Below are 25,596 nucleotides of genomic sequence, written 5' to 3'. Positions count from 1 at the left end.
ATTACTCCTTAAATCCCTCCAAAATCCGAATATAATTAGCACGTTCAAATGCTTCTGGATTAGCCACGTTTTGCTGGCTCATTACGCCGCGCATTTCGTCAACTGAAGCATAACCTCGCGTCAACATCCACTCTTCCAATCCTGACAATAAAACGCTTAAATAATCCGCACCATGTCTTAATAAAGCCGATGTGGTCATGACCACATTCGCCCCGGCCAATAAATACTTAATTACTTCAACTGACGTTTCTACGCCGCGAGTCGCCGCTAATGAAGCCTTTACCTTACCATGTAACATCGCAATCCACAACAACGGCAAACGAATTTCTTCATTAGAACTCAAATGTAACGTAGAGTTTACCGTTAAAGTCTGAATATCAAAATCGGGCTGATAAAAACGATTAAATAACACCAAACCATCCGCGCCTGCATTATCCAAAGATTGCATCAAATTTCCCGTAGAGCTAAAAAATGGACTTAATTTTAACGCCACCGGAATAGAAACCACCGATTTAACCGTTTTCACAATGTCCACATAACGCTGCTCAATTTCCGCACTGGAATGCGTGACATCGGGAATATAAAAAATGTTCAATTCCAACGCATCCGCGCCTGCTTGTTCAATTTTCTTAGCGTATTGAATCCAACCGCTATGCGTCATGCCATTTAAACTGCCAATAATCGGCACATTAACCGACGCTTTAGCCTGTGCAATTAAAGCCAAATACTGCTCAGGCAACGTTTCATATTCATTCACACTGGGAAAATAATCTAATGACTCGGCAAAACTTTGCGTTCCCGAAGTCAATAAATGTTCAAATAAAGCCGATTCGTGATGAATTTGCTCTTCAAATAAAGAAAATAAAACAATTGCCCCCGCGCCTCCTTTTTCTAAGTCCTTAATTCCCGCTAAAGTATGCGATAAAGGCGAGGCTGAAGCCACCAATGGATTTTTTAAACGCAAACCCATATAAGAAGTCGTTAAATCAACCATGATTGTCTCCTTAATGTTAAGCCTTTATTGCATCAATCGTTTGCGCATCTACACGGCGCGCATCGGGGTGAAAATGGCTGCCGTCTCGCGTTGCCATTTCCTCATAAATAGCCCATTTCTGTTTCACCACCGCTTGGGCTAAAGACAATAAACGTGCCGCTTCAACAGGATTAGAACGAACCAACATTTTATAACGCAATTCGTTATAAGCATAATCTTTAAAATCAATTCTAGGTCTGGGCGAATCTAACACGAAAGGATTATGATCAGTAGCGCGTAATTGGGGATTATAACGCATTAATGGCCAATAACCTGAAGCGACCGCTAATTGCTGTTGTCTCAAACCATGCTGCATATTAATGCCATGCGCAATGCAATGGCTATAAGAAAGAATTAATGACGGCCCCGAATAAGCCTCTGCTTCACGCAAAGCCAATAAAGTCTGCTGCGGATTTGCGCCCATTGCAATACGTGCGACATAAACATTACCGTAAGAAATCGCTTGTAAAGCTAAGTCTTTCTTTCCTACCGTTTTTCCTGCTGCGGCAAACTTCGCCACCGCGCCTAATGGCGTGGATTTGGACATTTGTCCGCCCGTGTTGGAATACACTTCAGTGTCTAACACCAAAATATTCACATCGCGCCCACTCGCCAACACGTGATCCAAGCCGCCCGATCCGATGTCATAAGCCCAGCCGTCGCCGCCAACCAGCCACACGCTGCGTCTGACCAAATGATCCACCACCGACAATAACGCTGCGGATAAGGGCGTTTTTAAGCGGTTTAATTCCTGTTTTAATACCTCGACTCGTTGCCGTTGTTGCCGAATCTCGAATTCCGTGATTTGCTGCGCGGACAATAAATCTTCCACTAAAGCCGCATTTAAAGCAGGTTTAAGCTGTTCTAATAAGCCTTGTGCCACTTCTAAATGTTTATCTGCGGCTAAACGAAAACCTAAACCGAATTCTGCATTGTCTTCAAATAAAGAATTTGACCAGGCAGGGCCTCGACCTTCTTCATTTTTAGTCCAAGGTGTTGTCGGTAAATTACCACCATAAATAGAAGAACATCCCGTGGCATTAGCGACCAATAAACGGTCTCCAAATAACTGCGACAATAAACGAACATAAGGCGTTTCTCCACAGCCTGCACATGCGCCAGAAAATTCAAATAAAGGCTGTAAAAATTGCGTCCCGCGCACTGAAGAAAAATTAACTTGTGAGCGATCATTAATAGGAATCGATTCAAAGAAACGAATGTTTTCTTTTTCCCGTTGCAAAATGGGTTCTTTTTCGCGCATATTAATCGCTTTCATGCCGCTGCGTTTTAAACTCTGCGCGGGGCAAGCATCCACACATAAACCGCATCCCGTGCAATCTTCGACATAAATCTGCAAAGTGTAACGAGTCGCGGGAAAACCGCGTGCGCTAATGGGCGCGGAACGGAAATCATTAGGCGCATGATCCAAGTGCGTTTCATTATAAAATTTCGCCCGAATAACACTGTGTGGACACACAAAACTGCAATTGCCACATTGAATGCAAATATCCGCTTCCCATTGCGGCACATAAGGAGAAATATTGCGTTTTTCCCATTGCGTTGTTCCCGTAGGATAAGTGCCGTCAATAGGCAAAAGACTGACAGGCAATTCATCGCCTTTTCCTGCCATCATTTTCGCTGTCACTGTCCGCACAAATTCAGGCGCGAAATCAGGCACAATAGACGGCAAATCAAAGCCACTATTAAGCGATTCTGGAATAGAAACTTCATGTAAATTAACCAAAGTTTCATCGACCGCGGCAAAATTACTTTTCACCACTTCATCGCCTTTTTTACCGTAACTTTTCTCAATGGCATGTTTAATTTTCTCAATGGCTTGTTCTCGCGGCATCACTCCCGATAAGGCAAAAAAACAGGTTTGCATAATCGTATTGGTGCGATTTCCCATGCCAATAGAACGCGCTACTTTAGAGGCATCAATCACATATAATTTAAGCGCACGCTGCACAATAATGCGTTGAATGGTTTGCGGCAATTGCGCCCATACTTCGCTGGCAGAATAAGGGCTATTTAACAAGACAATTGCATTTTTCGCCGCCCGTTCCAATACATTTTGTTTTAAAATAAAATTAAATTGGTGGCAGGCAATAAAATTAGCCGATTGAATTAAATAAGGCATATCAATTGGCTCTGGGCCAAAACGCAAATGAGAAACCGTTTGTGATCCCGATTTTTTCGAGTCATAAACAAAATAACCTTGCGCATAAAAAGCAGGGTCTTCACCAATAATCTTAATTGAATTTTTATTCGCCCCGACCGTGCCATCTGCACCTAAACCAAAAAACATCGCCCGAATCACATTGTCAGGCTCAATATTAAAATCAGGATCAAAAGATAAACTGGTATGTCCAATATCATCTTCAATGCCAATGGTAAAAGGATTTTTGGGAGAAACTTGCGTTAATTCATCAAAAATTGCTTTTACCATAGCAGGCGTAAATTCTTTAGAAGAAAGACCATAACGGCCACCGCAAATTTTGGGTAATGAAGCGCGTTTTCCCGTGCTAAATGCACTGCTTAATGTGACCACAATGTCTTGATATAATGGCTCGCCTGTGGCACCCGGTGTTTTGCAGCGATCTAATACTGCAATATGCGTCACCGTTTCGGGTAATAACGCTAAAAATGATTCGCTATCAAACGGCAAATAAAGGCGCACTTGAATCACGCCCACTTTCTCACCGCGTTGTTGTAACCAGCGCACCGTTTGTTTTACTGTACTCGCGCCCGATCCCATGATAATGACAATCCGCTCCGCTTGGAGATCGCCTTCGTATTCAAATAAGTGATACTGGCGGCCTGTCAATTCGGCGAATTGATCCATTGCTTTTTGTAGTATTTTAGGCACTGCTGTGTAAAACGGATTAACCGTTTCGCGGGCTTGAAAATAAATATCAGGATTTTGTGCCGTCCCGCGCATGACAGGACGATCAGGGTTCAAACCTCGCGCCCGATGCGCGTAAACCAGTTCATCATCGATCATGGCACGCAACACTTGATCGTCTATTAATTCAATTTTATTCACTTCATGCGAAGTACGAAAGCCATCGAAAAAGTGAAGAAAAGGAATACGCGCTTCCAATGTCGTCGCCTGCGCAATCAAAGCCAAATCATGCGCTTCCTGCACCGAAGCCGAAGCCAACAGCGCAAATCCTGTATTTTTAACCGCCATGACATCGGAATGATCGCCAAAAATCGACAAGCCTTGTGCGGCCAACGAACGCGCCGCCACTTGAAAAACCGCTGAAGTCAACTCCCCCGCGATTTTGTACAAGTTGGGAATCATCAACATTAAGCCCTGCGATGCCGTAAACGTGGTGGTCAGCGCGCCCGTTTGCAGCGCACCATGCACCGTGCCTGCGGCACCTGCTTCGCTTTGCATTTCAATGATTAACGGGATATTTCCCCATAAATTAGTTTGCCCTTCGGCTGCCCATTGATCGGCAAATTCAGCCATAGGTGATGAGGGTGTAATCGGATAAATCGCGCACACTTCATTGACGCGATAAGCGACATACGCGGCGGCTTCATTACCGTCTAAGGTAACGTATTCAGACATCTCATTTCTCCTTTGATGTAATAAATTCTTAGGTTGCCTACCCAAGTAATAATATGAATAACATTATCTCAAATTCAATATTCCTATTGTTTGCATTTCCCAATGGCAGTTGGGAATGCGATTAATGTAATTGATGGGCTTAAATGCTCATGTTTTGAACGGCTCTATAAATCATATCATTATGCGCTATTGTATCATTTCGCCAGTTAAATGGGATGGCTTAATTTTGGTGGCAATAGTGATGCTTGTCTGAAAATTTTGAAATTCTGTCCATTCTGAATTCAGGCGAAAAACTTGATGTATACCAATTTTTTCAGAGTCGTATAATAATACTTTTCAAATAGGAGAGAATAATGAACAAAAGATATGAAGATTTAGAAGAATTAATGTCAACAGGTGAAGCGAGAGAAGTGAAGCGAGCGATGGCAGTAAGAATGTCTTTGCTTGGTTTTGTGCGTGCGGAAGCGGCTTTAGCGTGTTGTGTCAGTGTGCAATTTGTGGATAAATGGAAAGCCATTTATTTAGCGTCAGGGGTTGAAGGATTAAAGTTAGCGTATAAAGGCTCACCAGGGTATTTAAAGCCGCGTGAACGAGAAGATGTGATTAATTGGATACAAGAAAAGAAGACAATAACAATAGAGGAACTAAAGAGATACTTAAAAGAGGAGTATGATGTTTTCTATTCTTCAAATACTTCTTATACTAAATTATTAGAAGAAGCGAATTTAAGTTATAAGAAGACACACAAAGAGAATTCGGCAAAAGATGAGGTAAAAGTGGAAGCTAAAAAAAAAGAGATTAAGGATTTAATAGATAAGGAGCGTGAACAGATAGAAAGTGGAGAGGTAATGTACTGGATGCAAGACGAAAGCCATCAGTTGTGGGGAGATATTTGTGGTTATGTTTGGTCGAAAAAAGGAGAAAGAACGTCAATAAAGATGAGTAATTATCGCACTTCTCAAACGTGGTATGGAGCGGTGAATATTTATACGGGAGAATTTATTTTAGATAGGGCAAAGAAAGCTGATACAAAATATACGATAGACTTTATTAACTGGCTCATTTACAGATATAAAGAAGCCCGTCATGTGATTATTTGGGATGGTGCAAGTTATCATCGTTCTGAAGGTTTAAGAACTTATTTAGAGAAATTAAATGGGGGACTTCCAGAATCAGAATGGAAAGTTCGTTTATTAAGATTTGCACCTAATGCCCCAGAGCAAAATCCAGTCGAGGATATTTGGCTTCAAGGTAAGAATTGGGTCAGAAAGAATTTTCATCGCCTATCAAGCTTTAAAGAAGTCACTAGTATGTTTGAGACCTTTTTGTCAGGTAAAGTGTTTAAGTTTAATAAAATTAAACAGTATCTTATACCTAATATCTAGGTAGATATTAAAACTTAATTTGTTTTTATATCTCACATAATTTTGGTATATAATATTTTACTTTTATCCCACAAAAGGAGTTTTTATTATGACTGAAGATCAAGCCAACGATTTCGCTCGTTTGGAAAAACGTTATCAAGCTGTTTTTAATCATCAGACTGAACCTGAACATCGTTTGATGGATAGCCGCAAATTTGCAGAGGCCATTTGTCGGGGTTTATATACGCAGGAAATGGGCAAGCAACCCGATAAGCCCATGACTTTGGATAATTACATGGAATTTTTTAAGAATAAAAAATTGCCATTGGCTTATATTTATCCCCAATTAGAAACGATCCAAAAATTGGGTAATTTTGCAAGCCATGATCAGCATAATGAAGAGCCAATTACATTGGCTTATATTCAATCGGCTTTAAGTGCGGCTGATGTGTTAATGAACTGGTATGTACAGACGCAATTGCAACAAGCCCATTGGTCATTTATTCAAGGCGTAAAGCAGGAAAAACAACCTGAGCCAGAAATCGCTGTAGAATCAAATCATTATGAATTAGAAATGGTTGGCGGCGCAGTGCCGTTGCATTCTAATTTTTATATCCATCGTCCTGTTGATGCGGAGTTTATGCAGGCTTTAAAGCAGCGTGATAGTGTGATATTGCTTAAAGGAGCGCGTCAGGTGGGAAAAACATCGTTATTGGCGCGTGGAATTCAGGATGCCCGTGAACGCAATATTTGTGTGATTTGGACAGATTGTCAAAAATTACCCATGTCGCAAATGAAAACTTTAGATGATTTTTTATTGGGCATTGGTACGGCGTTGGGGAAACAATTGAAATTGAGCGTGTCGCCCAAATCGGTATGGGATGAGGATTGTTTGGCAACGACTAATTTTGAAAATTATTTTATGGAGCATATTCTCGGCTCAACCAAACAAACGGTTTTATGGGCGATTGATGAGGCTGATTTTTTGTTTCATCATGAGTTTAGCAGCGATGTATTTGCTTTATTGCGCAGTTGGCATAATGAACGGGCTTTAAATCCTGATAATCCTTGTCATCGATTAAGCATTGCCATTGCTTATGCCACTGAAAGTTATTTGTTTATTAAAGACCAAAATCAATCCCCTTTTAATGTCGGGACTAAATTGGTGTTGAGAGATTTTTGTCTTAAAGAAGTGGCTAATTTAAACCGTCGTTATAATAATCCGCTAAAAAATCAGGCGGAAATCACGGCATTTTTTATTTTAACGGGAGGGCATCCTTATTTAACGCGAGCGGGTTTAAATGAGATGGTTAAAAAATCTTTATCTATTGCCGAATTTGAAGCCCAATGTTTGCAAGAAGAGGGGGTTTTTGGTGATCATTTGCGACGCATTATTATGCTGTTGCAGCGGGATAAAGAATTGTCTGATGTGGTGCGTAGTTTATTTCAGAAAAGAATTCCTAATTACGACGATTTTTATCGCTTACGCAGCGCAGGTATTTTGACGGGAGAAAACAGAGAAACGGCTGAATTTCGCTGTCAAGTGTATCAACGTTATTTGCAGCGGCATTTGATGGGGTAATTTTTTGTTAAAATTTAACCCAGTCCCCAAATAGAAATAATCTACAATATCGGCATTTCTACCGCCCCCCAACCCCCCTCCTGCTAGGAGGGGGGAGTTAAAGTAAAAACAAACAGTTACCTCATTTCCTCTTTCTCCCCCTCCTAGCAGGAGGGGGTTGGGGGCGGTAGAAAAGCAAATATTCTGAACAGGAGAAACCTAAATGACTGAAACGTTTCATTATTCCGCGTCAGGCGGCACGTTAGCTGCTGATAATCCTTCGTATATCGAGCGACAAGCGGACACGGATTTATTTCAAGCCTTGAAAAATGCCGAATATTGTTATGTGTTAAATAGTCGGCAAATGGGCAAAAGTTCTTTAATTGTACGGGTGGCACAACGTCTGCGTGAGGAAAATATTCAAGTCGCTGTTATAGAATTGACTAAATTAGGCTCAAGCAATACTTCGGCTGAAAAGTGGTATCGCAGTTTATTGGATGTGTTAGGCAAGTCCTTAGGCAAACGCGCTGAATTGGTTGAATGTTGGAAAAATAATCCTGATTTCGATCCGCTTTATCGTTGGATGTTGGCGGTGCAAACGGTGGTCAAAGCCAGTGATGATTATTTTGTGATTGGTTTTGATGAAATCGACAGCGTGCGCACTTTGCCTTTTTCTATGGATGAATTTTTTGCCGCGATTCGCTCTTGTTTTAATGACCGTGTGCAAGATACGGATTTACAACGCTTAACCTTTTGTTTGATCGGTGTGGTGACTCCTTCAGAACTCATCCGCGATACGCGCATGACTCCGTTTAATATCGGCAAGCGAATTGATTTGCAGGATTTTTCTTTAGAAGAAATGCAGCCTTTAATGCAAGGTTTAGAACGCGAGCCAATATTGGCGCAAAAATTATTGCAAAGAATCGCTTATTGGACTAATGGTCAACCTTATTTAACGCAGAAACTGTGTCAAGCGGTGGCTGATGATAAAACCATTGTGAATGCGAAAGGAATTGATCGTTTATGTGAGGAGCTGTTTTTTTCCAGTCGTTCCCGCGATAGCGAAACCAATTTGCAGCATGTGCGTACGCAATTATTGGCGAAAGAACAGGATCATGCGGCAATTTTAGATTTATATCGCCAAGTGTGGCGGCGTAAACGGCTCAAAGATGATGACACCAATCCAATTATTAGCGTGTTGCGTTTAGCGGGTTTGGTGCGGGTATTGGAAAATTATTTATGGGTGCGCAATCGGATTTATTTTCGGGTGTTTGATAAGAAGTGGATTATTGCCAATTTACCTGATGCGGAGAAACAGCGACAAAAAGCCGCACAACGGCGTGGTTTTTTGCAAGCGGCGGGGATTGCAGCGGTGATACTGAGTGTGGTGGGCGGTTTGGCGATTTGGGGCTGGACGGCAGAGCAGGAGGCGGTGAAGCAAAAAGAATTGGCTGTAGCGGCGCGTGAAGTGGCGGTAAAAAATGAACAATTAGCAGAGGAACAACGTAATATTGCTTTAGAGCAAAAAGAAATTGCTTTAAAAGCGATTAACACACTCACTTATCAATTGGTGGATGGTTTAGAAAACATCCCCCGCACCCAGCCAATTGTGGAAAAAACCCTACAGGGCAATGTGGCGTTATTAGAGCGTATTTATGCCCTTGATCCAAACACGCCTAAAGCTTTGCGGGAAAAGGCTATAAACTTGGACAGAACAGGAGATATGTGGTTAAAATTTGGCAAGATTGACAAGGCACTTGCTGCACATCAAGAAAGTTTTGAGATTCGTGAACGACTCGCCGCATCCAACCCCACGGATGCCAAAGCACAACGCGATTTGTCTGTTGGTTATGACAAGATAGGCGACGTGCAGTTACGCTTAGGCAATGCCAACGACGCGCTGCGCGCTTACCAACAGAGTCTTGAGATTCGTGAACGACTCGCCGAGTTAGACCCCACGGATGCCCAAGCACAACGCGATTTGTCGATTAGTTATAACAAGATAGGCGACGTGCAGTTACGCTTAGGCAATGCCAACGACGCGCTGCGCGCTTACCAACAAGGTTTAGAAGTTGCTGAACGACTCGCCGCGTCCGACCCCACGGATGCCCAAGCACAACGCGATTTGTCTATTAGTCACGAAAGAATAGGCGACGTGCAGTTACGCTTAGGCAATGCCAACGACGCGCTGCGCGCTTACCAACAGAGTCTTGAGATTCGTGAACGACTCGCCGCGTCCGACCCCACGGATGCCCAAGCACAACGCGATTTGTCGGTCAGCTATGAGAAAATAGGCAACGTGCAGTTACGCTTAGGCAATGCCAACGACGCGCTGCGCGCTTACCAACAGATGTATGATATTTTAAAACGACTCGCCGCGTCCGACCCCACGGATGCCCAAGCACAACGCGATTTGATGATTAGCCACTACAAACTGGCACAAATTTATGTGGCAAATGAAGATTGGAAAGAAGCACTTGCCCGTTATCAACAGGCTTTAAGCATTACCGAAAAGCTGGTGGCACAAAGTTCAGGAGATGTTCAAGTGCAAACTGAATTGGAGGCTTTGAAGTCTGAAATTGCTGATGTTCAAGAACGCTTGAAAAATCCTTAGTATCTACAGAATATTGAAATTTCTACCGCCCCCCTGCCCCCTCCTGCTAGGAGGGGGAGAAAGAGGAAAGAGGAAATTTGTTAAGTGCTTGTTTTTATTTTTATTCTAACTCCCCCCTCCTAGCAGGAGGGGGGTTGGGGGGCGGTAGAAATGTAAAAACTCTGAACGCTTTTAATACCTGAATATTTTTATTTAACGACCTACTTAACTTCCTGACAATAAAGGAATAAACAATGTCCACCGAAAAAATAAAACTTGTACATCCAAATATTTTACTTTGTGCGCGTGAACTTCGTCATTCTGTTACAACTCAAGAAAGTAAATTGTGGGAATATTTGCGTAATAAACGGTTTCATGGATTAAAATTTCGCCGCCAACATCCTATTCATCGTTTCATTCTGGACTTTTTCTGTTACGAGCATCAGTTGGCTATAGAAATTGATGGTAGTCATCATTTTGAAATGGAACAACAAAATTATGATTTTGCGCGGACTCAGTGGCTAAAAGAAAGGAATATCAAACTTTTACGATTTACTAATATAGAAATTAATAAGCACATAGATGACGTTTTAAGAAAGATTGCAAGCGAGTGTGGACTTGAATCTTAAAAGAGTGGTGAATTTAAACATTTCTACCGCCCCCCCTGCCCCCCCTGCCCCCTCCTGCTAGGAGGGGGAGAAAGAGGAAAGAGGAAATTTGTCAAGTGCTTGTTTTTATTTTTATTCTAACTCCCCCCTCCTAGCACTAGAAATGTAAAAACTCTGAACGCTTTTAATACCTGAATATTTTTATTTAACTACACAACCATGAACAAATACCTAAACCCTTACACCGATTTTGGTTTTAAAAAACTATTTGGTGAAGAAGCCAATAAGGATTTATTAATTGATTTTCTCAATCAACTTTTGCCAGAACAACATCAAATTGCAGAATTGAACTTTAAAAATACTGAACAGCTCCCTGATATTCCTTTAGAGCGCAAAGCCATCTTTGATATTAGCTGCATTAGCACCACAGGACAACATTTTATTGTTGAAATGCAAAAAGCCAAATTGCAGTTTTTTAAAGACCGCTCCGTTTTTTATGTCACTTTCCCTATTCGAGACCAAGCGAAAAAAGGCGATTGGTTATTTAAACTCGACCCCGTTTATTTTGTGGCTATTCTCGATTTTGTCTATGATGAAACGAAGGAAATGGCCAAATTTCGTCGTGATGTTGCGTTACGCGATGAAGAAGGCCAATTATTTTTTGACAAACTCCATTTTAAATTCCTACAAATGCCGTTATTCAATAAGCAAGCGGATGAATTAGAAACTCACTTTGACAAATGGATTTATTTTCTAAAAAACCTAGAAACTTTTGAACATATCCCTGCTATTCTCAATGAGCCGATTTTCCAAAAAGCCTTCAAAACCGCAGAATTAGCCAATCTCAGCCAAGAACAATATTCTGCGTATGAAAAAAATCTACTGGATTATCTAGGCGTTCGCGCCGCAATGGTGACGGCTAAAGAAGAGGGGAGAGCGGAGGGCATAGAAGTGGGTAAAACTGTGGGCGCATTAAACATAGCGAAAAATATGAAAACCGCAGGTATGGAGACCCAAATTATTGCGCAAATGACAGGCTTATCTTCTGCACAAATTGATGAATTATAAGTGTGTAGCTGAGACAAGAGAGAACATGACCATGAACAAATACCTAAACCCTTACACTGATTTTGGTTTTAAAAAACTATTTGGTGAAGAAGCCAATAAAGATTTATTAATTGATTTTCTCAACCAACTTTTGCCAGAACAACATCAAATTGCAGAATTGAACTTTAAAAATACGGAGCAACTCCCTGATATTCCTTTAGAGCGCAAAGCCATTTTTGATATTAGCTGCATTAGCACCACAGGACAACATTTTATTGTTGAAATGCAAAAAGCCAAATTGCAGTTTTTTAAAGACCGCTCCGTTTTTTATGTCACTTTCCCCATCCGAGACCAAGCGAAAAAAGGCGATTGGTTATTTAAACTCGACCCCGTTTATTTTGTGGCTATTCTCGATTTTGTCTATGATGAAACGAAGGAAATGGCCAAATTTCGTCGTGATGTTGCGTTACGCGATGAAGAAGGACAATTATTTTTTGACAAACTCCATTTTAAATTCCTACAAATGCCGTTATTCAACAAGCAAGCGGATGAATTAGAAACTCACTTTGACAAATGGATTTATTTTCTAAAAAACCTAGAAACTTTTGAACATATCCCTGCTATTCTCAATGAGCCGATTTTCCAAAAAGCCTTCAAAACCGCAGAATTAGCCAATCTCAGCCAAGAACAATATTCTGCGTATGAAAAAAACCTACTGGATTATCTAGGCGTTCGCGCCGCAATGGTGACGGCTAAAGAAGAGGGGAGAGCGGAGGGAAAGGCAGAGGGCATAGAAGAGGGTAAAACTGTGGGCGCATTAAACATAGCGAAAAATATGAAAGCCGCAGGTATGGAGACCCAAATTATTACACGAATGGCAGGCTTATCTTCTGCACAAATTGATGAATTATAAGTAATATTATAAATTCTGAAAAAACACCCCATACCAATTCATTAGCTATGGGGTGTTTTTATTAAGAAAAAAACGCGACTTTTTTAAATAAAACAGGTCTTAAAACTCTTTAACCTGTTGTAATAATTCAGCCACTGCTTTTTGTCCATCGCCATATAACATGCGAGTATTGTCGGCGTAAAATAACAGATTCTCAATGCCAGAAAATCCCTTACCTTGTCCGCGTTTAATCACAATGGTATTGTGCGCTTTATCGACATTTAAAATGGGCATTCCATAAATTGGACTACTGGGGTCTTTGCGGGCGGCGGGATTGACTACGTCATTCGCACCGATCACCAAAACCACATCGGTTTGCTCAAATTCGGCATTGATTTCGTCCATGTCGAAAATTAAATCATAAGGCACACCTGCTTCAGCCAGTAACACATTCATGTGGCCGGGCATCCGTCCTGCAACGGGATGAATCGCAAATTTAACCCGAACACCGCGATCAATTAAGGCTTTCGACAATTCCCAAATTTTATGCTGGGCTTGAGCCACAGCCATGCCGTACCCCGGCACAATCACCACTTGTCCCGCATACGCCATCATCACGGCCGCATCGCTGGGTTCAATGGCTTTCATACTGCCTTCGACATCGGTTGAACCGCCGCTGCTAGAACCGCCAAAATTCTTAAATAAAATATTGGTTAAGGGGCGATTCATGGCTTTAGCCATTAACTGAGTCAACAATGTCCCTGCCGATCCCACGACCGTTCCTGCAATGATCATCGCGGCATTGCCTAAAACAAAGCCTTCAAAACCCACAGCCAGACCCGTCAAAGCATTGAACAAGGAAATCACCACCGGCATATCCGCGCCACCAATCGGCAAGGCCATCAATACGCCAAAAACCAATGCCAATATAAAGAACATCATAATCAAGAATGCAGAAGCCTCCGCGCCTTGATACACAATGATCGCGCCTAAAATCACCGTCACGACAAATACGGCTAAATTAACCAATTGTTGATTGGCAAAACGGAAGGTGCTGTTTAACAAGCCGTCTAATTTGGCATAAGCGATGACAGAACCTGAAAATGCCACACTTCCGATTAACGCACCCAATACCGCTAACACTTGCACACTCAATGGATGTTCTGTCCCTTTGAGTAATTCAACCGCTGCGATTGCCGCTGCTGCGCCCCCACCGAGACCGTTATACATGGCGATCATCTGTGGCATATCGGTCATGGCGACTCGTTTTGCCGTCCACCACGCCGCAGCCGATCCAATCGCAATGGCAATGATCATCAAAATATAATTGTGTAAATCAGGATAGAAAAAAGTCGCCAGCGTGGCGATCACCATCCCCACTCCCGCCCACACAATCCCATTGCGCGCGGTCACTGGGGAACTCATTTTTTTCAAACCCAGAATAAATAACACCGCTGCCACAAAATAAGTGATTTCAATCAAAGGCATATATCCAACCGATGTTTTTACTGTTTCTACTGGAGGTGTTGTAGTGGTAGAAGCCGTTTGCACGTAATCATTGATCACATGTTCTAAGTGTGCCAGAGACTCTCGATGTTGGCTTAATGCGTTTTCTAAGTCTTCTCGATTGCTCACTTCGTACCTCCTTGACTGCTTTTGAACATTTCCAACATGCGCTCGGTCACCACGTAACCGCCGACAGCGTTACCCGCAGCAAAAACAACGGCGATAAAACCAATAGTTTGTTCCAATCCTGTTTGGGCATGTCCGAGTGCGACCATCGCGCCCACCAAGACAATGCCGTGTACGAAATTAGAACCCGACATCAGTGGCGTATGTAAAATCACAGGCACTCTGGCAATCACTTCGTAACCTGTAAAAGCCGCTAACATAAAAATATACAGTGCGGTAAATCCCTCAATCATGATTTCGCTCCTTCAACCATAGTGCGCGTGGGTGCGTGCTTAATTTCCCCCGCCGTGGTAAGACAACTGCTGTTGATCACTTCATCTGACCAATCCAGCGTTAATTCACCGGTTTTATTCAGCATTAAAGACAGCAAATTGAACAAATTACGCGAATACATTTCACTGGCGTGCAAAGGCGTTTGACTTGGCACATTTAAAGGCGCGTGAATAACGACTCCGCGGTGTTGAATCGTATTTCCTGCTTGACTCAATTCACAATTCCCGCCGCCTTCGGCCGCCAAATCCACAATCACTGAACCGCTGGCCATGCGTTCGACCATGTTTTGCGTAATAATTTTGGGAGAAGGGCGGCCGGGAATGGCGGCCGTCGTGATCACCACATTCGCGGCGGCCACGTGTTTAGCCAGAATTTCCTGTTGTTGTTGTCGTTCTTCGGCGGTTAATTCTCTGGCGTAGCCGCCTTGGCCTTCGGCACGGATAGGCATGTCGATAAATTTCGCGCCTAGCGATTCGACTTGTTCCTTAGTCGCGGCGCGCACGTCGTAGCCTTCTACCATTGCGCCCAAACGCCGCGCCGTAGCGATTGCTTGTAATCCCGCTACGCCTGCCCCGATAATCAGAGCTTTCGCTGGGCGAATTGTTCCGGCCGCAGTGGTCAACATCGGGAAAAACACCATCGCCAAATCAGCGGCCATAATCACCGCTTTATAACCCGCCACAGCCGCTTGCGACGACAAGGCATCCATCGATTGCGCCCGCGAAATCCGCGGAATCAGTTCCATCGCAAAACTGGTGATCGAACGGGTTTGCAATAGGCGAATCCGATCAGGATCACGGTGCGGCGACATAAAACCGATTAACACGGTGTCTGATGTCATCAAATTGATTTGTTCAGAAGACGGTGCATTGACCGTTAAAATCAAATTTGCCTGCTGATACACAGCAGATGCGGTTTCAACAATTTTAACGGACTGTTCTTGATAGTGTTGATCGAGGAAACCTGCCGTTTGGCCGGCACCGGTTTCCATGACGATAGTGACTCCGAATGATTTGAGTCGTTTAGCGATCTCCGGCACCAACGCCACACGGCGTTCTTGCGGCAGACGCTCTTTAGTCACCCCCACACAAATAGGCATAGTGATACTGTCCCTCGTTTTGGTTTATTAGGTTGAGTGAGAAATGTAGCAGATATTGGCGAACAGTGGCATAGATGATACAAAATGCACGCATAAATGCGCTCTTAAAATACAATAGAAAAGGTGTGATCGCTTGGGAAGGCAAAAATAACACACATTCCAAGTCACGTTTAAATGCGTGAATGCGTTGTCCGCTGGGTATGCGATAAGTGCTTGATTTAATAGTGATAACGACATGAAATGATCGTGATGGCCTTATCTTCGACCGCATACACCAATCGGTTTGTGTCATCAATGCGACGCGACCAAAAACCGGCTAAATTTTCTTTTAATGCCTCCGGTTTGCCGATGCCTTCAAAAGGAGAACGCTTAACATCCTGGATCAATTTATTGATACGGTTAAGCGTTTTCCTGTCTTGTGTCTGCCAATACAAGTAATCGTTCCATGACTCATCTGTCCATGAGAGTAAGCGACTACTCATCCATTAAATCTCTTTGGCTGACTTTACCGGCTTTAAACTGGGCTATGGAACGGTTCAAATGATCTGCATTGGCGGGCGAACGCAGCAAATGCACCGTTTCCATTAAGCTGTTATAGTAATCCAACGACATCACAACGGCATCTTCAGCATCGCGGCGCGTGATAACTACGGTATCTGCATCATTAACGGCTGCGTCTAATACGGCTTTTAAGCTATTTCTTGCTTCTGTAAAAGATACAATTCTCATAAAACCTCCAGATGTACCATTAACAGGACAAGTATATCGTTGAAATTTTAACTTGTACAGCAAATGGAACAGGGAGTCAGTCATTCTCAAGTTGTTGTCTGAATTTGTTGGTTTTTCTGTGTAAGTGATTACAAAGCGTCTATTTCAGCCGCAGACAAGTTAGTGGCTTCGACAATAAGTTGCACAGCCAACCCCATTTTCTTCATGTTTTTTGCGATGGATAATGCCTCTTCCATTCGACCTTCTGCCCGTCCTTCTAATTTCCCCAATACATAAGTCGATTCATACATACTGGCTTGATAATGCAAGGCTTCTTGATGGCGTTCATAAGCCAAGCGTTCTTGAGGATTCATTTTTAACACGTCTAAAGTTTCTTTAGCTTCTTTTAAACCTTTAGCAGTAAAATTATCTTCAATCTGCTCATTTTTAAGAAAATAAATCCATTCATCTAAAGTATCTTTTGCCACATTATTAAAATTACGCAGTTCAATTAAATAATATTCAGGATATAAATCCGCAATTTTTTGCGCAGAATATAACTGCTGTTGTTCGGCACTCAATTCTAACTCAGTTTGATTATGCAAACCAATAAAGCGCGTCGTGCCATGATAAATATAATCATCGCCTTTACCTAAATCAAAATGCAAAATATTCACCGAAATGACTTTACTCACCTCAGAATAAGGCGCACCTTTAGGCAAATGCTCAGTGATTACTTTAGAACTGGCATAAAGAATTCGCTGCAAATAATCTAATTCACGCGAAAATTGCACTTCTACAATATAAATTTTCTCATCGCGGTCTTTGACCTTAATATCGACGCGATTAAATTTATTATCTTCTGTGTCTTGATTGGCCTCACTTTCTAACACTTCAAGAATCTGAATATCAGTAAATAATAATTCAGATAAAAACCCTTCCAAAATCCCAAAATTAGCCTTGCTGCGCAGAATTTTTTTAATTGCCCAGTCAAAGCTGATGAGTTTGCGTGTCATCGTGATTTTTCCGTGTAATAAGTGATTATAAAGTCTCTATTTCAGCCGCAGACAAGTTAGTGGCTTCGACAATAAGTTGCACAGGCAATCCCATTTTCTTCATGTTTTTTGCGATGGATAATGCTCCTTCTATTCGACCTTCTGCCCGTCCCTCCACTAAACCTTCCACACGACCTTCTAATTTCCCCAATACATAAGTCGATTCATACATACTGGCTTGATAATGCAAGGCTTCCTGATGACGTTCATAAGCCAAGCGTTCTTGTGGATTCATTTTTAACACGTCTAAAGTTTCTTTAGCTTCTTTTAAACCTTTAGCGGTAAAATTATCTTCAATCTGCTCATTTTTAAGAAAATAAATCCATTCATCTAAAGTATCTTTTGCCACATTATTAAAATTACGCAGTTCAATTAAATAATATTCAGGATATAAATCCGCAATTTTTTGCGCAGAATATAATTGCTGTTGTTCGGCACTCAATTCTAATTCAGTTTGATTATGCAAACCAATAAAGCGCGTCGTGCCATGATAAATATAATCATCGCCTTTACCTAAATCAAAATGCAAAATATTCACCGAAATGACTTTACTCACCTCAGAATAAGGCACACCTTTAGGCAAATGCTCAATGATTACTTTAGAACTGGCATAAAGAATTCGCTGCAAATAATTTAATTCACGCGAAAATTGCACTTCTACAATATAAATTTTCTCATCGCGGTCTTTGACCTTAATATCGACGCGATTAAATTTATTATCTTCTGTGTCTTGATTGGCCTCACTTTCTAACACTTCAAGAATCTGAATATCAGTAAATAATAATTCGGATAAAAACCCTTCCAAAATCCCAAAATTAGCCTTGCTGCGCAGAATTTTTTTAATTGCCCAGTCAAAGCTGATGAGTTTGCGTGTCATCGTGATTTTTCCGTGTAATAAGTGATTATAAAGTCTCTATTTCAGCCGCAGACAAGTTAGTGGCTTCGACAATAAGCTGCACAGGCAATCCCATTTTCTTCATGTTTTTTGCGATGGATAATGCCTCTTCCATTCGACCTTCTAATTTCCCCAATACATAAGTCGATTCATACATACTGGCTTGATAATGCAGGGCTTCCTGATGACGTTCATAAGCCAAGCGTTCTTGTGGATTCATTTTTAACACGTCTAAAGTTTCTTTCGCTTCTTTTAAACCTTTAGCGGTAAAATTATCTTCAATCTGCTCATTTTTAAGAAAATAAATCCACTCATCTAAAGTATCTTTTGCCACATTATTAAAATTACGCAGTTCAATTAAATAATATTCAGGATATAAATCCGCAATTTTTTGCGCAGAATATAACTGCTGTTGTTCTGCACTCAATTCTAATTCGGTTTGATTATGCAAACCAATAAAGCGCGTCGTGCCATGATAAATATAATCATCGCCTTTACCTAAATCAAAATGCAAAATATTCACCGAAATGACTTTACTCACTTCAGAATAAGGCGCACCTTTAGGCAAATGCTCAGTGATTACTTTAGAACTGGCATAAAGAATTCGCTGCAAATAATCTAATTCACGCGAAAATTGCACTTCTACGATATAAATTTTCTCATCGCGGTCTTTGACTTTAATATCAACGCGATTAAATTTATTATCTTCCGTGTCTTGATTGGCCTCACTTTCCAATATTTCAAGAATCTGAATATCAGTAAATAATAATTCAGATAAAAACCCTTCCAAAATCCCAAAATTAGCCTTGCTGCGCAGAATTTTTTTAATTGCCCAGTCAAAGCTGATGAGTTTGCGTGTCATCGTGATTTTTCCGTGTAATAAGTGATTATAAAGTCTCTATTTCAGCCGCAGACAAGTTAGTGGCTTCGACAATAAGTTGCACAGGCAACCCCATTTTCTTCATGTTTTTTGCGATGGATAATGCTCCTTCTATTCGACAGTCGATTCATACATACTGGCTTGATTTGGTTACAAATCTTGTGACGACACTGTCTAACTTAGTGGGTTATTATTTTTAGACCTGTAGAATTAATTTTGCCATTTTTCTTTCCACCACACCAACCGCTCAAATTCAACCGCCACCACCGCCGTGGTTTGCAAGCGCAATATATCTTCTCCATAACGATCAAATAAAATCGGTTGATAGGTTTCTAATTGCGCAAATGCGGCGGTGAATGCGGCTTGCACTTGCGGTAATTCTTGCAATGCTTTCTCCGATAAATGTTGCACTTCTTTCCCGCTCAAATTCACATCACTTAATTTCACAAATTTAAACTCCATTAAATGATCTAGCATCTCATATTTACGCATATCAGGCCGTGCAATTAAAGTAAAATCCGCATATTGTCGTTTTAATTCGGGTTCAGAATCGACAATGTAAAGACGATCATCAAACAATAACATCATAAACGCCGTTTTAATCGCAAATTCATTCACCCAGCGATAATCCCGATTACTAAAAATATTCAGTCGTTCTTGAATAAACTCGCATAAGGGTTGTAAATCGCCTGTAATAAAGAATTGTTCTTTTGCTTGACTAAAATCACTGAGTTGCACATCGGGTAATAATAATTTGCGTAATTTCTCCACATATAAACTGCGAATCACTAAATTAGGAATGCGTAATTGGAGCTTGCCAAGCGCGACAACTTTATCTTGTGTTAAAACGCCAAGATAATATAACAATGAAGCCAGTGCTTCTTCTTCTTGCTCTTGCTCAAGCATATCTTTGACCCCAAAGCGATCATGCAATTTCGGCACAATAACCTGTTGACTGTCATCACAAATTCGCTGAATTAATGCAGGGCCATTCGGCAATTGCGCGATATAATTAATACGGTCTCGATCCATGCCTAAATTATGGTCTAATAAATCGTCAGGATAGCGGTATTCTTCCTGAAGACTTTTCAAAAAATAAAGGGCTAAAGTAGGATTATAAACTGAGGTCAAATCATGCTGATTAAAGCAATAACCATTATAAAATTGGCGCATGGTTTTCATCGCGGCCTCAATATCCACTAATTCTCCATTCTGCTGACATTCATTAGCCACTTGATGTAATGCTTGTTTAATTTCAGCTTCATTAAAACCACACAAATCATTAAAACGCGGATAACGATAAATATTAGTAGCAACATTATAACCACTGCTAATATCCGCCATAATCACAGGCGAAACGCCCGTAATAAAAACCCGATCTAATCCATTACCTGCCGCCGCGGCTTTTACATTTTTAAATAATGATTTTAAAATGCCTTCGCCATAAACTAAATCCGCATAACGATCATTATTGTGGACTTTTGAAGCCATGACTTCATTGGCGAAATTATCGTATTCGTCTATAAAAAGATAAAGTTTGTGATTTTTAGCGCAGCTTGCTCGGAGAAAATCATCAAAAGACGATACGGCATTGCCCCTATTAATAACGACATCAAGTTGATATTTTTCAGCAGATGCCTTAATACTGTTATTTACATGATCATACAAACGACCCTGTATCTCTTCAATTGTCCCTCGCGCATCCACTTTGGAAAAATCCCAAGTCATTACCAAATATTGATTATGTTTCTCAGTAGGATTTTTCCCAATCGCTAAATGGCCAAATAAAGTTTCAAATTCGTCTGCATTAGCCACATCGTAATAATTCGATAACATATTCAGCAATAAACTTTTACCAAAACGGCGTGGGCGGAGAAAGAGCAGTTGATAACCCGCTTCTTCTAATAACGGAATGCGATCTGTGCGATCAACGTAAAAAAGATTTTGCTCAATGATTTTTTTAAAATCACTAATACCATAAGGAAATTTCATTTTTTTGCGCTCTATTAAATGTAGAAATGGGTAAAATCATAAAGAACTAATCTATTATTTCAATAATTGATATAATGCCAGTTTTAACTTCCCTGCGGCAATGGGTTTATAAAAAACGGGAATGGGTAATGTTTGCAAAAATTTAACGGTATCTTCTGAGGTATTGCCTGTAATAATTAAACTAGGAATTGGGCGATTTAAATGGTGTTCCACTAATTTAATAATAGCTAATCCTGTTTCTCCTTGTTGTAATTGATAATCCGTTAAAATTAAATCAGGTGAAAATGTATCTAAAGTAGATAAAGCGGTTTCTGCATTATAAGCATGACGAGTATTTAATCCCCAATGTTCCAATAATCTTATGAGTGCTTCAATGACATGATTATCATCTTCAATAATTAAAACATTTGCTTGTGGTAATGCTATTGTTTCATCTAATAAAGGAATAATTTTGGTCTCTTGCACAATCGTCTTTTCCCCTTCTATTAAAGGAAAATATAAACTAAAATAACATCCTTTTCCTAAAACAGAACGAAAAGTCAATTGACCTCCCATTAATTTAGTTAAACGCTTGACAATTGACAAACCCAAGCCAATTCCTTTATTACGATTACGCTCAGGATTATCCACTTGATAAAATTCATAAAAAATTTTTTCGTGTTCCGCTTCAGGAACACCTTGCCCATTATCCCAAACTTCAATCCTAAAACCGTGTTTTTGTTTGCGCAAACCCAATACAATTTTTCCCTTTCGTTTCATGTGCTTAATTGCATTGTCCACCAAATTACTTAAAATTCGTTCTAACTGCGCCGAATCAATAAAAGCCTGTTGCGATGTACTTACACAACGTAAAGTAATTTGATTTTTAGCCGCAAAACCATTGTATTGTTGCTCAATATGATAAAACAAATCATCAATATAAATCCATTGTGGTTGCGGTTTAATCGTGCCAGAATCAAGGCGAGAAATATCAAGCAATGGTTCAAGCAAACCCGATAAACTTTGACTGGATTCTTCAATTTTGCTTAAAATTTCTTTTTGCGGAGTTTGGGTTAATAATGAAGCTAAAATATCAATAAATAATTTCATGGCTTGAATCGGTTGACGTAAATCATGACTCGCAGCCGCAAGAAAACGGGTTTTTTCTATATTTAATTGTTCAAGCTGTTGTTTTTCTTTTTGCAATTCATTAACCAATCCAATATTTTCTTCTACCTGTAATAACATTTTTAAATATAAATCATGCAATTTAAGGCTAAACATATAAGCAAAAATAAGCAGTAATAAAGAAGCCATACCTAACCAATAAAAAACAGGGTTAGTCATAAAAAATAACGATTTAATAACAATAGGAAATATGCAAAAAGACATGCAAGTTGCTGTCGCCAATTTGTGCAGGGGTGTGGCAATGGCATAAGCCGTTAATACTCCTGAAATCATCGCATTAAGCAAAATGACAGAACCTAAACTGTCAGGGTTAATAAACAATACCCAACATAAGCCCCATCCCAAACCCGATAAGGCATTAAGTAAAATTTCAATCCATAACCATTTCTCAGCAATAGACGCATAATTATGATGATAGCGAATGTATAAAATGAACCAAATAACACAAAGTAGGCTTTGCATTAATAACCATATATTAATGTAAAACTTAGAGGTTTCTAAGGCATCACTTAAAAAAAATAAAGCAATAAACTTGTCGCAAAAGTAGAAAGTGCAGAAGGAATATAGCCTTCAATCGCCATACGCATTTGTTCTTTTAATAATATCGCTTGACTAATTTGTGGCATAAAATTGCTCAATTATAATGCAATATAATTCAATAATTCTTTTTTAAGTATTAAACTAACCGCTTCTACACGACTATTGACATTTAATATTTTACAAATATTATAAATATGTCGTTTTACTGTGTTTTCAGTTAAATGAAGTTCTTCTGCAATAGTTTTATTGCTTTTTCCTTCAATCATTAACTTTAAAATGGCTTTTTGACGTAACGTTAATAAATGAATAGATTCACTGTTATTTTCTCCTGTTTCTTCTTGTAATAATTGTGCTGGAAAATACCTATTGCCTTCTATGATTTGCAATAAAGCATTTATAATTTCTGCACTGCTTGCCGTTTTGCAAATATAACCTTTTACGCCCACACGAAATAAGGTTTGCAAAAGTTCCTTTTCTGACGATGCTGAAATAACGCAAATTATGGTTTGAGTTTCTTTTTTAATCACCTTGATTAACTCTTCTTCCCATGTTTGTTGTCTTGGCATAAAAATGTCCAATAACATTACATCAAAATAATATTGCGCTAAAGCCTCATGTACTTTTTCCCAGTTCTCTGCTTGATAAATAGTGCAATGTGGTAAAAGATGAGTTACCAATAAAGATAAACCTTCTCTAAATAAAGAATGATCGTCAGCAATAAGTAATTTCACTCTATTTTCCTTATGTTAATTAAAGGTGTTTATAACCGATTAATAAAATTGTTTTTATTCTCCTGCTTTCCGCCACACCAACCGCTCAAACCCAACCGCCACTACGGCCGTCGTTTGCAAGTGCAATACCTCTTCTCCATAACGCTCAAATAAAATCGGCTTATACGTTTCTAATTGCGCAAATGCGGCGGTAAATGCAGTTTGTACTTGGGGTAATTCTTGCAATACTTTCTCCGATAAATGTTGCACTTCTTTCCCGCTTAAATTTACATCACTTAATTTCACAAATTTAAACTCCATTAAATGATCCAGCATCTCATATTTACGCATATCAGGCCGTGCAATTAAAGTAAAATCCGCATATTGCCGTTTTAATTCGGGTTCTGAATCGACAATATATAAACGATCATCAAACAATAACATCATAAACGCCGTTTTAATCGCAAATTCATTCACCCAACGATAATCACGATTACTAAAAATATTTAACCGCTCTTGAATAAAATTGCATAAGGGTTGTAAATCGCCTGTTTTAAAAAAATTATTTTTTGCTTGACGATAATCATCTAATTGCACATCGGGCAATAATAATTTGCGTAATTTCTCCACATATAAACTGCGAATCACTAAATTAGGCACACGCAATTGCAACTCACCTAAATCCACCACTTTATCCTGTGTTAATACACCCAAATAATAGAGTAAAGAAGCCAATTCATTTTGAGTTTGCTCTTGCTCAAGCATATCTTTGACCCCAAACCGATCATGCAATTTCGGCACGATAACCTGTTGACTGTCATCACAAATTCGCTGAATTAATGCAGGGCCATTCGGCAATTGCGCGATATAATTAATACGGTCTCGATCCATGCCTAAATTATGGTCTAATAAGTCATCAGGATAGCGGCAATATTGGGCTAAACTTTTCAAAAAATAAAGCGCAAGGGTAGGATTATAAACCGACGTAAAATCATGCTGATTAAAACAATAACCATTATAAAATTGCCGCATGGTTTTCATTGCCGTTTCAATATCTACTAATTCTCCGCGTTGCTGACATTCCTGATTCACTTGATTTAAGATTTTCTGAATTTCAATTTCAGTAAACCCACATAAATCATTAAATTCTGGATTGCGATAAATATTATCAGCCACATTATAACCGCTGCTAATATCGGCCATAATCACAGGCGAAACGCCCGTAATAAAAACCCGATCTAGTCCATTACCTGCAGCCGCCGCTTTTACATTTTTAAATAATGATTTTAAAATGCCTTCGCCATACACTAAATCCGCATAACGATCATTATTATGGACTTTTGAAGCCATGACTTCGTTGGCAAAATTATCGTATTCGTCTATAAAAAGATAAAGTTTGTGATTTTTAGCGCAGCTTGCTCGGAGAAAATCATCAAAAGACGATACGGCATTGCCTCTATTAATAACGACATCAAGTTGATATTTTTCAGCAGATGCCTTAATACTGTTATTCACATGATCATATAAACGACCCTGTATCTCTTCAATCGTCCCTCGCGCATCCACTTTGGAAAAATCCCAAGTCATCACCAAATATTGATTATGTTTTTCAGTGGGATTTTTCCCAATGGCTAAATGACCAAATAAGGTTTCAAATTCGTCTGCATTAGCCATATCGTAATAATTCGATAACATATTCAGCAATAAACTTTTACCAAAACGGCGCGGGCGCAAAAATAAAAGTTGTTTGCCTGCGGATTCAATTAAAGGGATACGATCCGTGCGATCAATATAGAAATAGTTTTCGGTAATAATTGCTTTAAAATCACTAATGCCATAAGGGAATTTCATTTTTTTGCGCTCCAGTTTGGGAAAATTTGCGTTTAAGTGTAGCATAAATCGCATTA

Annotated in this window: 20 protein-coding genes; 6 read left to right on the top strand and 14 right to left on the bottom strand. The window is 40.0% G+C overall.

The features are described 5' to 3' along the window. Nucleotide 1: 1 nt before the first annotated feature. Entirely contained in the window at nt 2-994 is a 993-nt protein-coding gene (locus tag TPSD3_RS14535) for a dihydroorotate dehydrogenase-like protein (protein WP_086489262.1), read from the bottom strand. A gap of 16 nt (nt 995-1,010) precedes the next feature. Then, on the bottom strand, nt 1,011-4,613 hold the full coding sequence (nifJ, locus tag TPSD3_RS14530; RefSeq protein ID WP_086489261.1) for a pyruvate:ferredoxin (flavodoxin) oxidoreductase: 3,603 nt from the start codon (nt 4,611-4,613) through the stop codon (nt 1,011-1,013). Nucleotides 4,614-4,966: 353 nt separating this feature from the next. Here nifJ and TPSD3_RS14525 point away from each other — a divergent pair, with 353 nt between their 5' ends. The 6 genes from TPSD3_RS14525 (at nt 4,967) to TPSD3_RS14500 (ending at nt 12,699) form a co-directional block, all read left to right on the top strand. Beyond that, on the top strand, nt 4,967-5,998 hold the full coding sequence (locus TPSD3_RS14525; RefSeq protein ID WP_086486662.1) for an IS630 family transposase: 1,032 nt from the start codon (nt 4,967-4,969) through the stop codon (nt 5,996-5,998). Nucleotides 5,999-6,086: 88 nt separating this feature from the next. Further along, entirely contained in the window at nt 6,087-7,559 is a 1,473-nt protein-coding gene (locus TPSD3_RS14520) for an AAA-like domain-containing protein (RefSeq protein ID WP_086489260.1), read from the top strand. A 202-nt stretch (nt 7,560-7,761) separates the two neighbouring features. Further along, on the top strand, nt 7,762-10,152 hold the full coding sequence (locus TPSD3_RS14515) for an AAA-like domain-containing protein (protein WP_086489259.1): 2,391 nt from the start codon (nt 7,762-7,764) through the stop codon (nt 10,150-10,152). 233 nt (nt 10,153-10,385) lie between these two features. Next, nucleotides 10,386-10,760 (top strand): endonuclease domain-containing protein, encoded by a 375-nt coding sequence (locus tag TPSD3_RS14510; protein ID WP_086489258.1) that lies wholly within the window; start codon nt 10,386-10,388, stop codon nt 10,758-10,760. A gap of 198 nt (nt 10,761-10,958) precedes the next feature. Next, on the top strand, nt 10,959-11,807 hold the full coding sequence (locus TPSD3_RS14505; RefSeq protein WP_086489257.1) for an Rpn family recombination-promoting nuclease/putative transposase: 849 nt from the start codon (nt 10,959-10,961) through the stop codon (nt 11,805-11,807). A gap of 31 nt (nt 11,808-11,838) precedes the next feature. Then, nucleotides 11,839-12,699 (top strand): Rpn family recombination-promoting nuclease/putative transposase, encoded by an 861-nt coding sequence (locus tag TPSD3_RS14500; protein WP_086489626.1) that lies wholly within the window; start codon nt 11,839-11,841, stop codon nt 12,697-12,699. Nucleotides 12,700-12,798: 99 nt separating this feature from the next. On the opposite strand, the gene TPSD3_RS14495 is transcribed toward TPSD3_RS14500, so the two are convergent. The 12 genes from TPSD3_RS14495 to TPSD3_RS14440 form a co-directional block, all read right to left on the bottom strand. Further along, complete coding sequence (locus TPSD3_RS14495; RefSeq protein ID WP_245391614.1) at nt 12,799-14,313, bottom strand: NAD(P)(+) transhydrogenase (Re/Si-specific) subunit beta; 1,515 nt, start codon at nt 14,311-14,313, stop codon at nt 12,799-12,801. Further along, nucleotides 14,310-14,603: an NAD(P) transhydrogenase subunit alpha part 2 gene (locus TPSD3_RS14490; protein WP_086489256.1), complete on the bottom strand. Its 294-nt coding sequence runs from the start codon at nt 14,601-14,603 to the stop codon at nt 14,310-14,312. Before TPSD3_RS14490 ends, TPSD3_RS14495 begins: the two co-directional genes overlap by 4 nt. Continuing rightward, nucleotides 14,600-15,742, bottom strand: coding sequence for a Re/Si-specific NAD(P)(+) transhydrogenase subunit alpha (locus tag TPSD3_RS14485; RefSeq protein ID WP_086489255.1), 1,143 nt, complete (start codon nt 15,740-15,742; stop codon nt 14,600-14,602). Before TPSD3_RS14485 ends, TPSD3_RS14490 begins: the two co-directional genes overlap by 4 nt. Nucleotides 15,743-15,960: 218 nt before the next feature. Continuing rightward, nucleotides 15,961-16,224, bottom strand: coding sequence for a Txe/YoeB family addiction module toxin (locus TPSD3_RS14480; RefSeq protein ID WP_086489254.1), 264 nt, complete (start codon nt 16,222-16,224; stop codon nt 15,961-15,963). Beyond that, entirely contained in the window at nt 16,217-16,471 is a 255-nt protein-coding gene (locus TPSD3_RS14475) for a type II toxin-antitoxin system Phd/YefM family antitoxin (protein WP_086489253.1), read from the bottom strand. Before TPSD3_RS14475 ends, TPSD3_RS14480 begins: the two co-directional genes overlap by 8 nt. A gap of 128 nt (nt 16,472-16,599) precedes the next feature. After that, nucleotides 16,600-17,466, bottom strand: a complete 867-nt coding sequence (locus TPSD3_RS14470; RefSeq protein ID WP_086489252.1) for an Rpn family recombination-promoting nuclease/putative transposase — start codon at nt 17,464-17,466, stop codon at nt 16,600-16,602. A gap of 25 nt (nt 17,467-17,491) precedes the next feature. Continuing rightward, nucleotides 17,492-18,382: an Rpn family recombination-promoting nuclease/putative transposase gene (locus TPSD3_RS14465; RefSeq protein WP_086489251.1), complete on the bottom strand. Its 891-nt coding sequence runs from the start codon at nt 18,380-18,382 to the stop codon at nt 17,492-17,494. 25 nt (nt 18,383-18,407) lie between these two features. After that, nucleotides 18,408-19,262 (bottom strand): Rpn family recombination-promoting nuclease/putative transposase, encoded by an 855-nt coding sequence (locus TPSD3_RS14460; RefSeq protein ID WP_086489250.1) that lies wholly within the window; start codon nt 19,260-19,262, stop codon nt 18,408-18,410. Between the two features lie 228 nt (nt 19,263-19,490). Beyond that, on the bottom strand, nt 19,491-21,272 hold the full coding sequence (locus tag TPSD3_RS14455; protein ID WP_086489249.1) for an AAA family ATPase: 1,782 nt from the start codon (nt 21,270-21,272) through the stop codon (nt 19,491-19,493). Nucleotides 21,273-21,326: 54 nt separating this feature from the next. Continuing rightward, on the bottom strand, nt 21,327-22,901 hold the full coding sequence (locus TPSD3_RS14450) for a hybrid sensor histidine kinase/response regulator (RefSeq protein ID WP_086489248.1): 1,575 nt from the start codon (nt 22,899-22,901) through the stop codon (nt 21,327-21,329). A 176-nt stretch (nt 22,902-23,077) separates the two neighbouring features. Then, nucleotides 23,078-23,710, bottom strand: a complete 633-nt coding sequence (locus TPSD3_RS14445) for a response regulator transcription factor (RefSeq protein WP_086489247.1) — start codon at nt 23,708-23,710, stop codon at nt 23,078-23,080. 54 nt (nt 23,711-23,764) lie between these two features. Beyond that, complete coding sequence (locus TPSD3_RS14440) at nt 23,765-25,540, bottom strand: AAA family ATPase (protein WP_086489246.1); 1,776 nt, start codon at nt 25,538-25,540, stop codon at nt 23,765-23,767. Nucleotides 25,541-25,596 lie beyond the last annotated feature (56 nt).

Origin of the sequence: Thioflexithrix psekupsensis (assembly GCF_002149925.1) — a bacterium.
GTDB lineage: Bacteria > Pseudomonadota > Gammaproteobacteria > Beggiatoales > Beggiatoaceae > Thioflexithrix > Thioflexithrix psekupsensis.
Note: the sequence above shows the minus strand (reverse complement) of the source record. Positions and strands in the feature narration are given on the sequence as shown.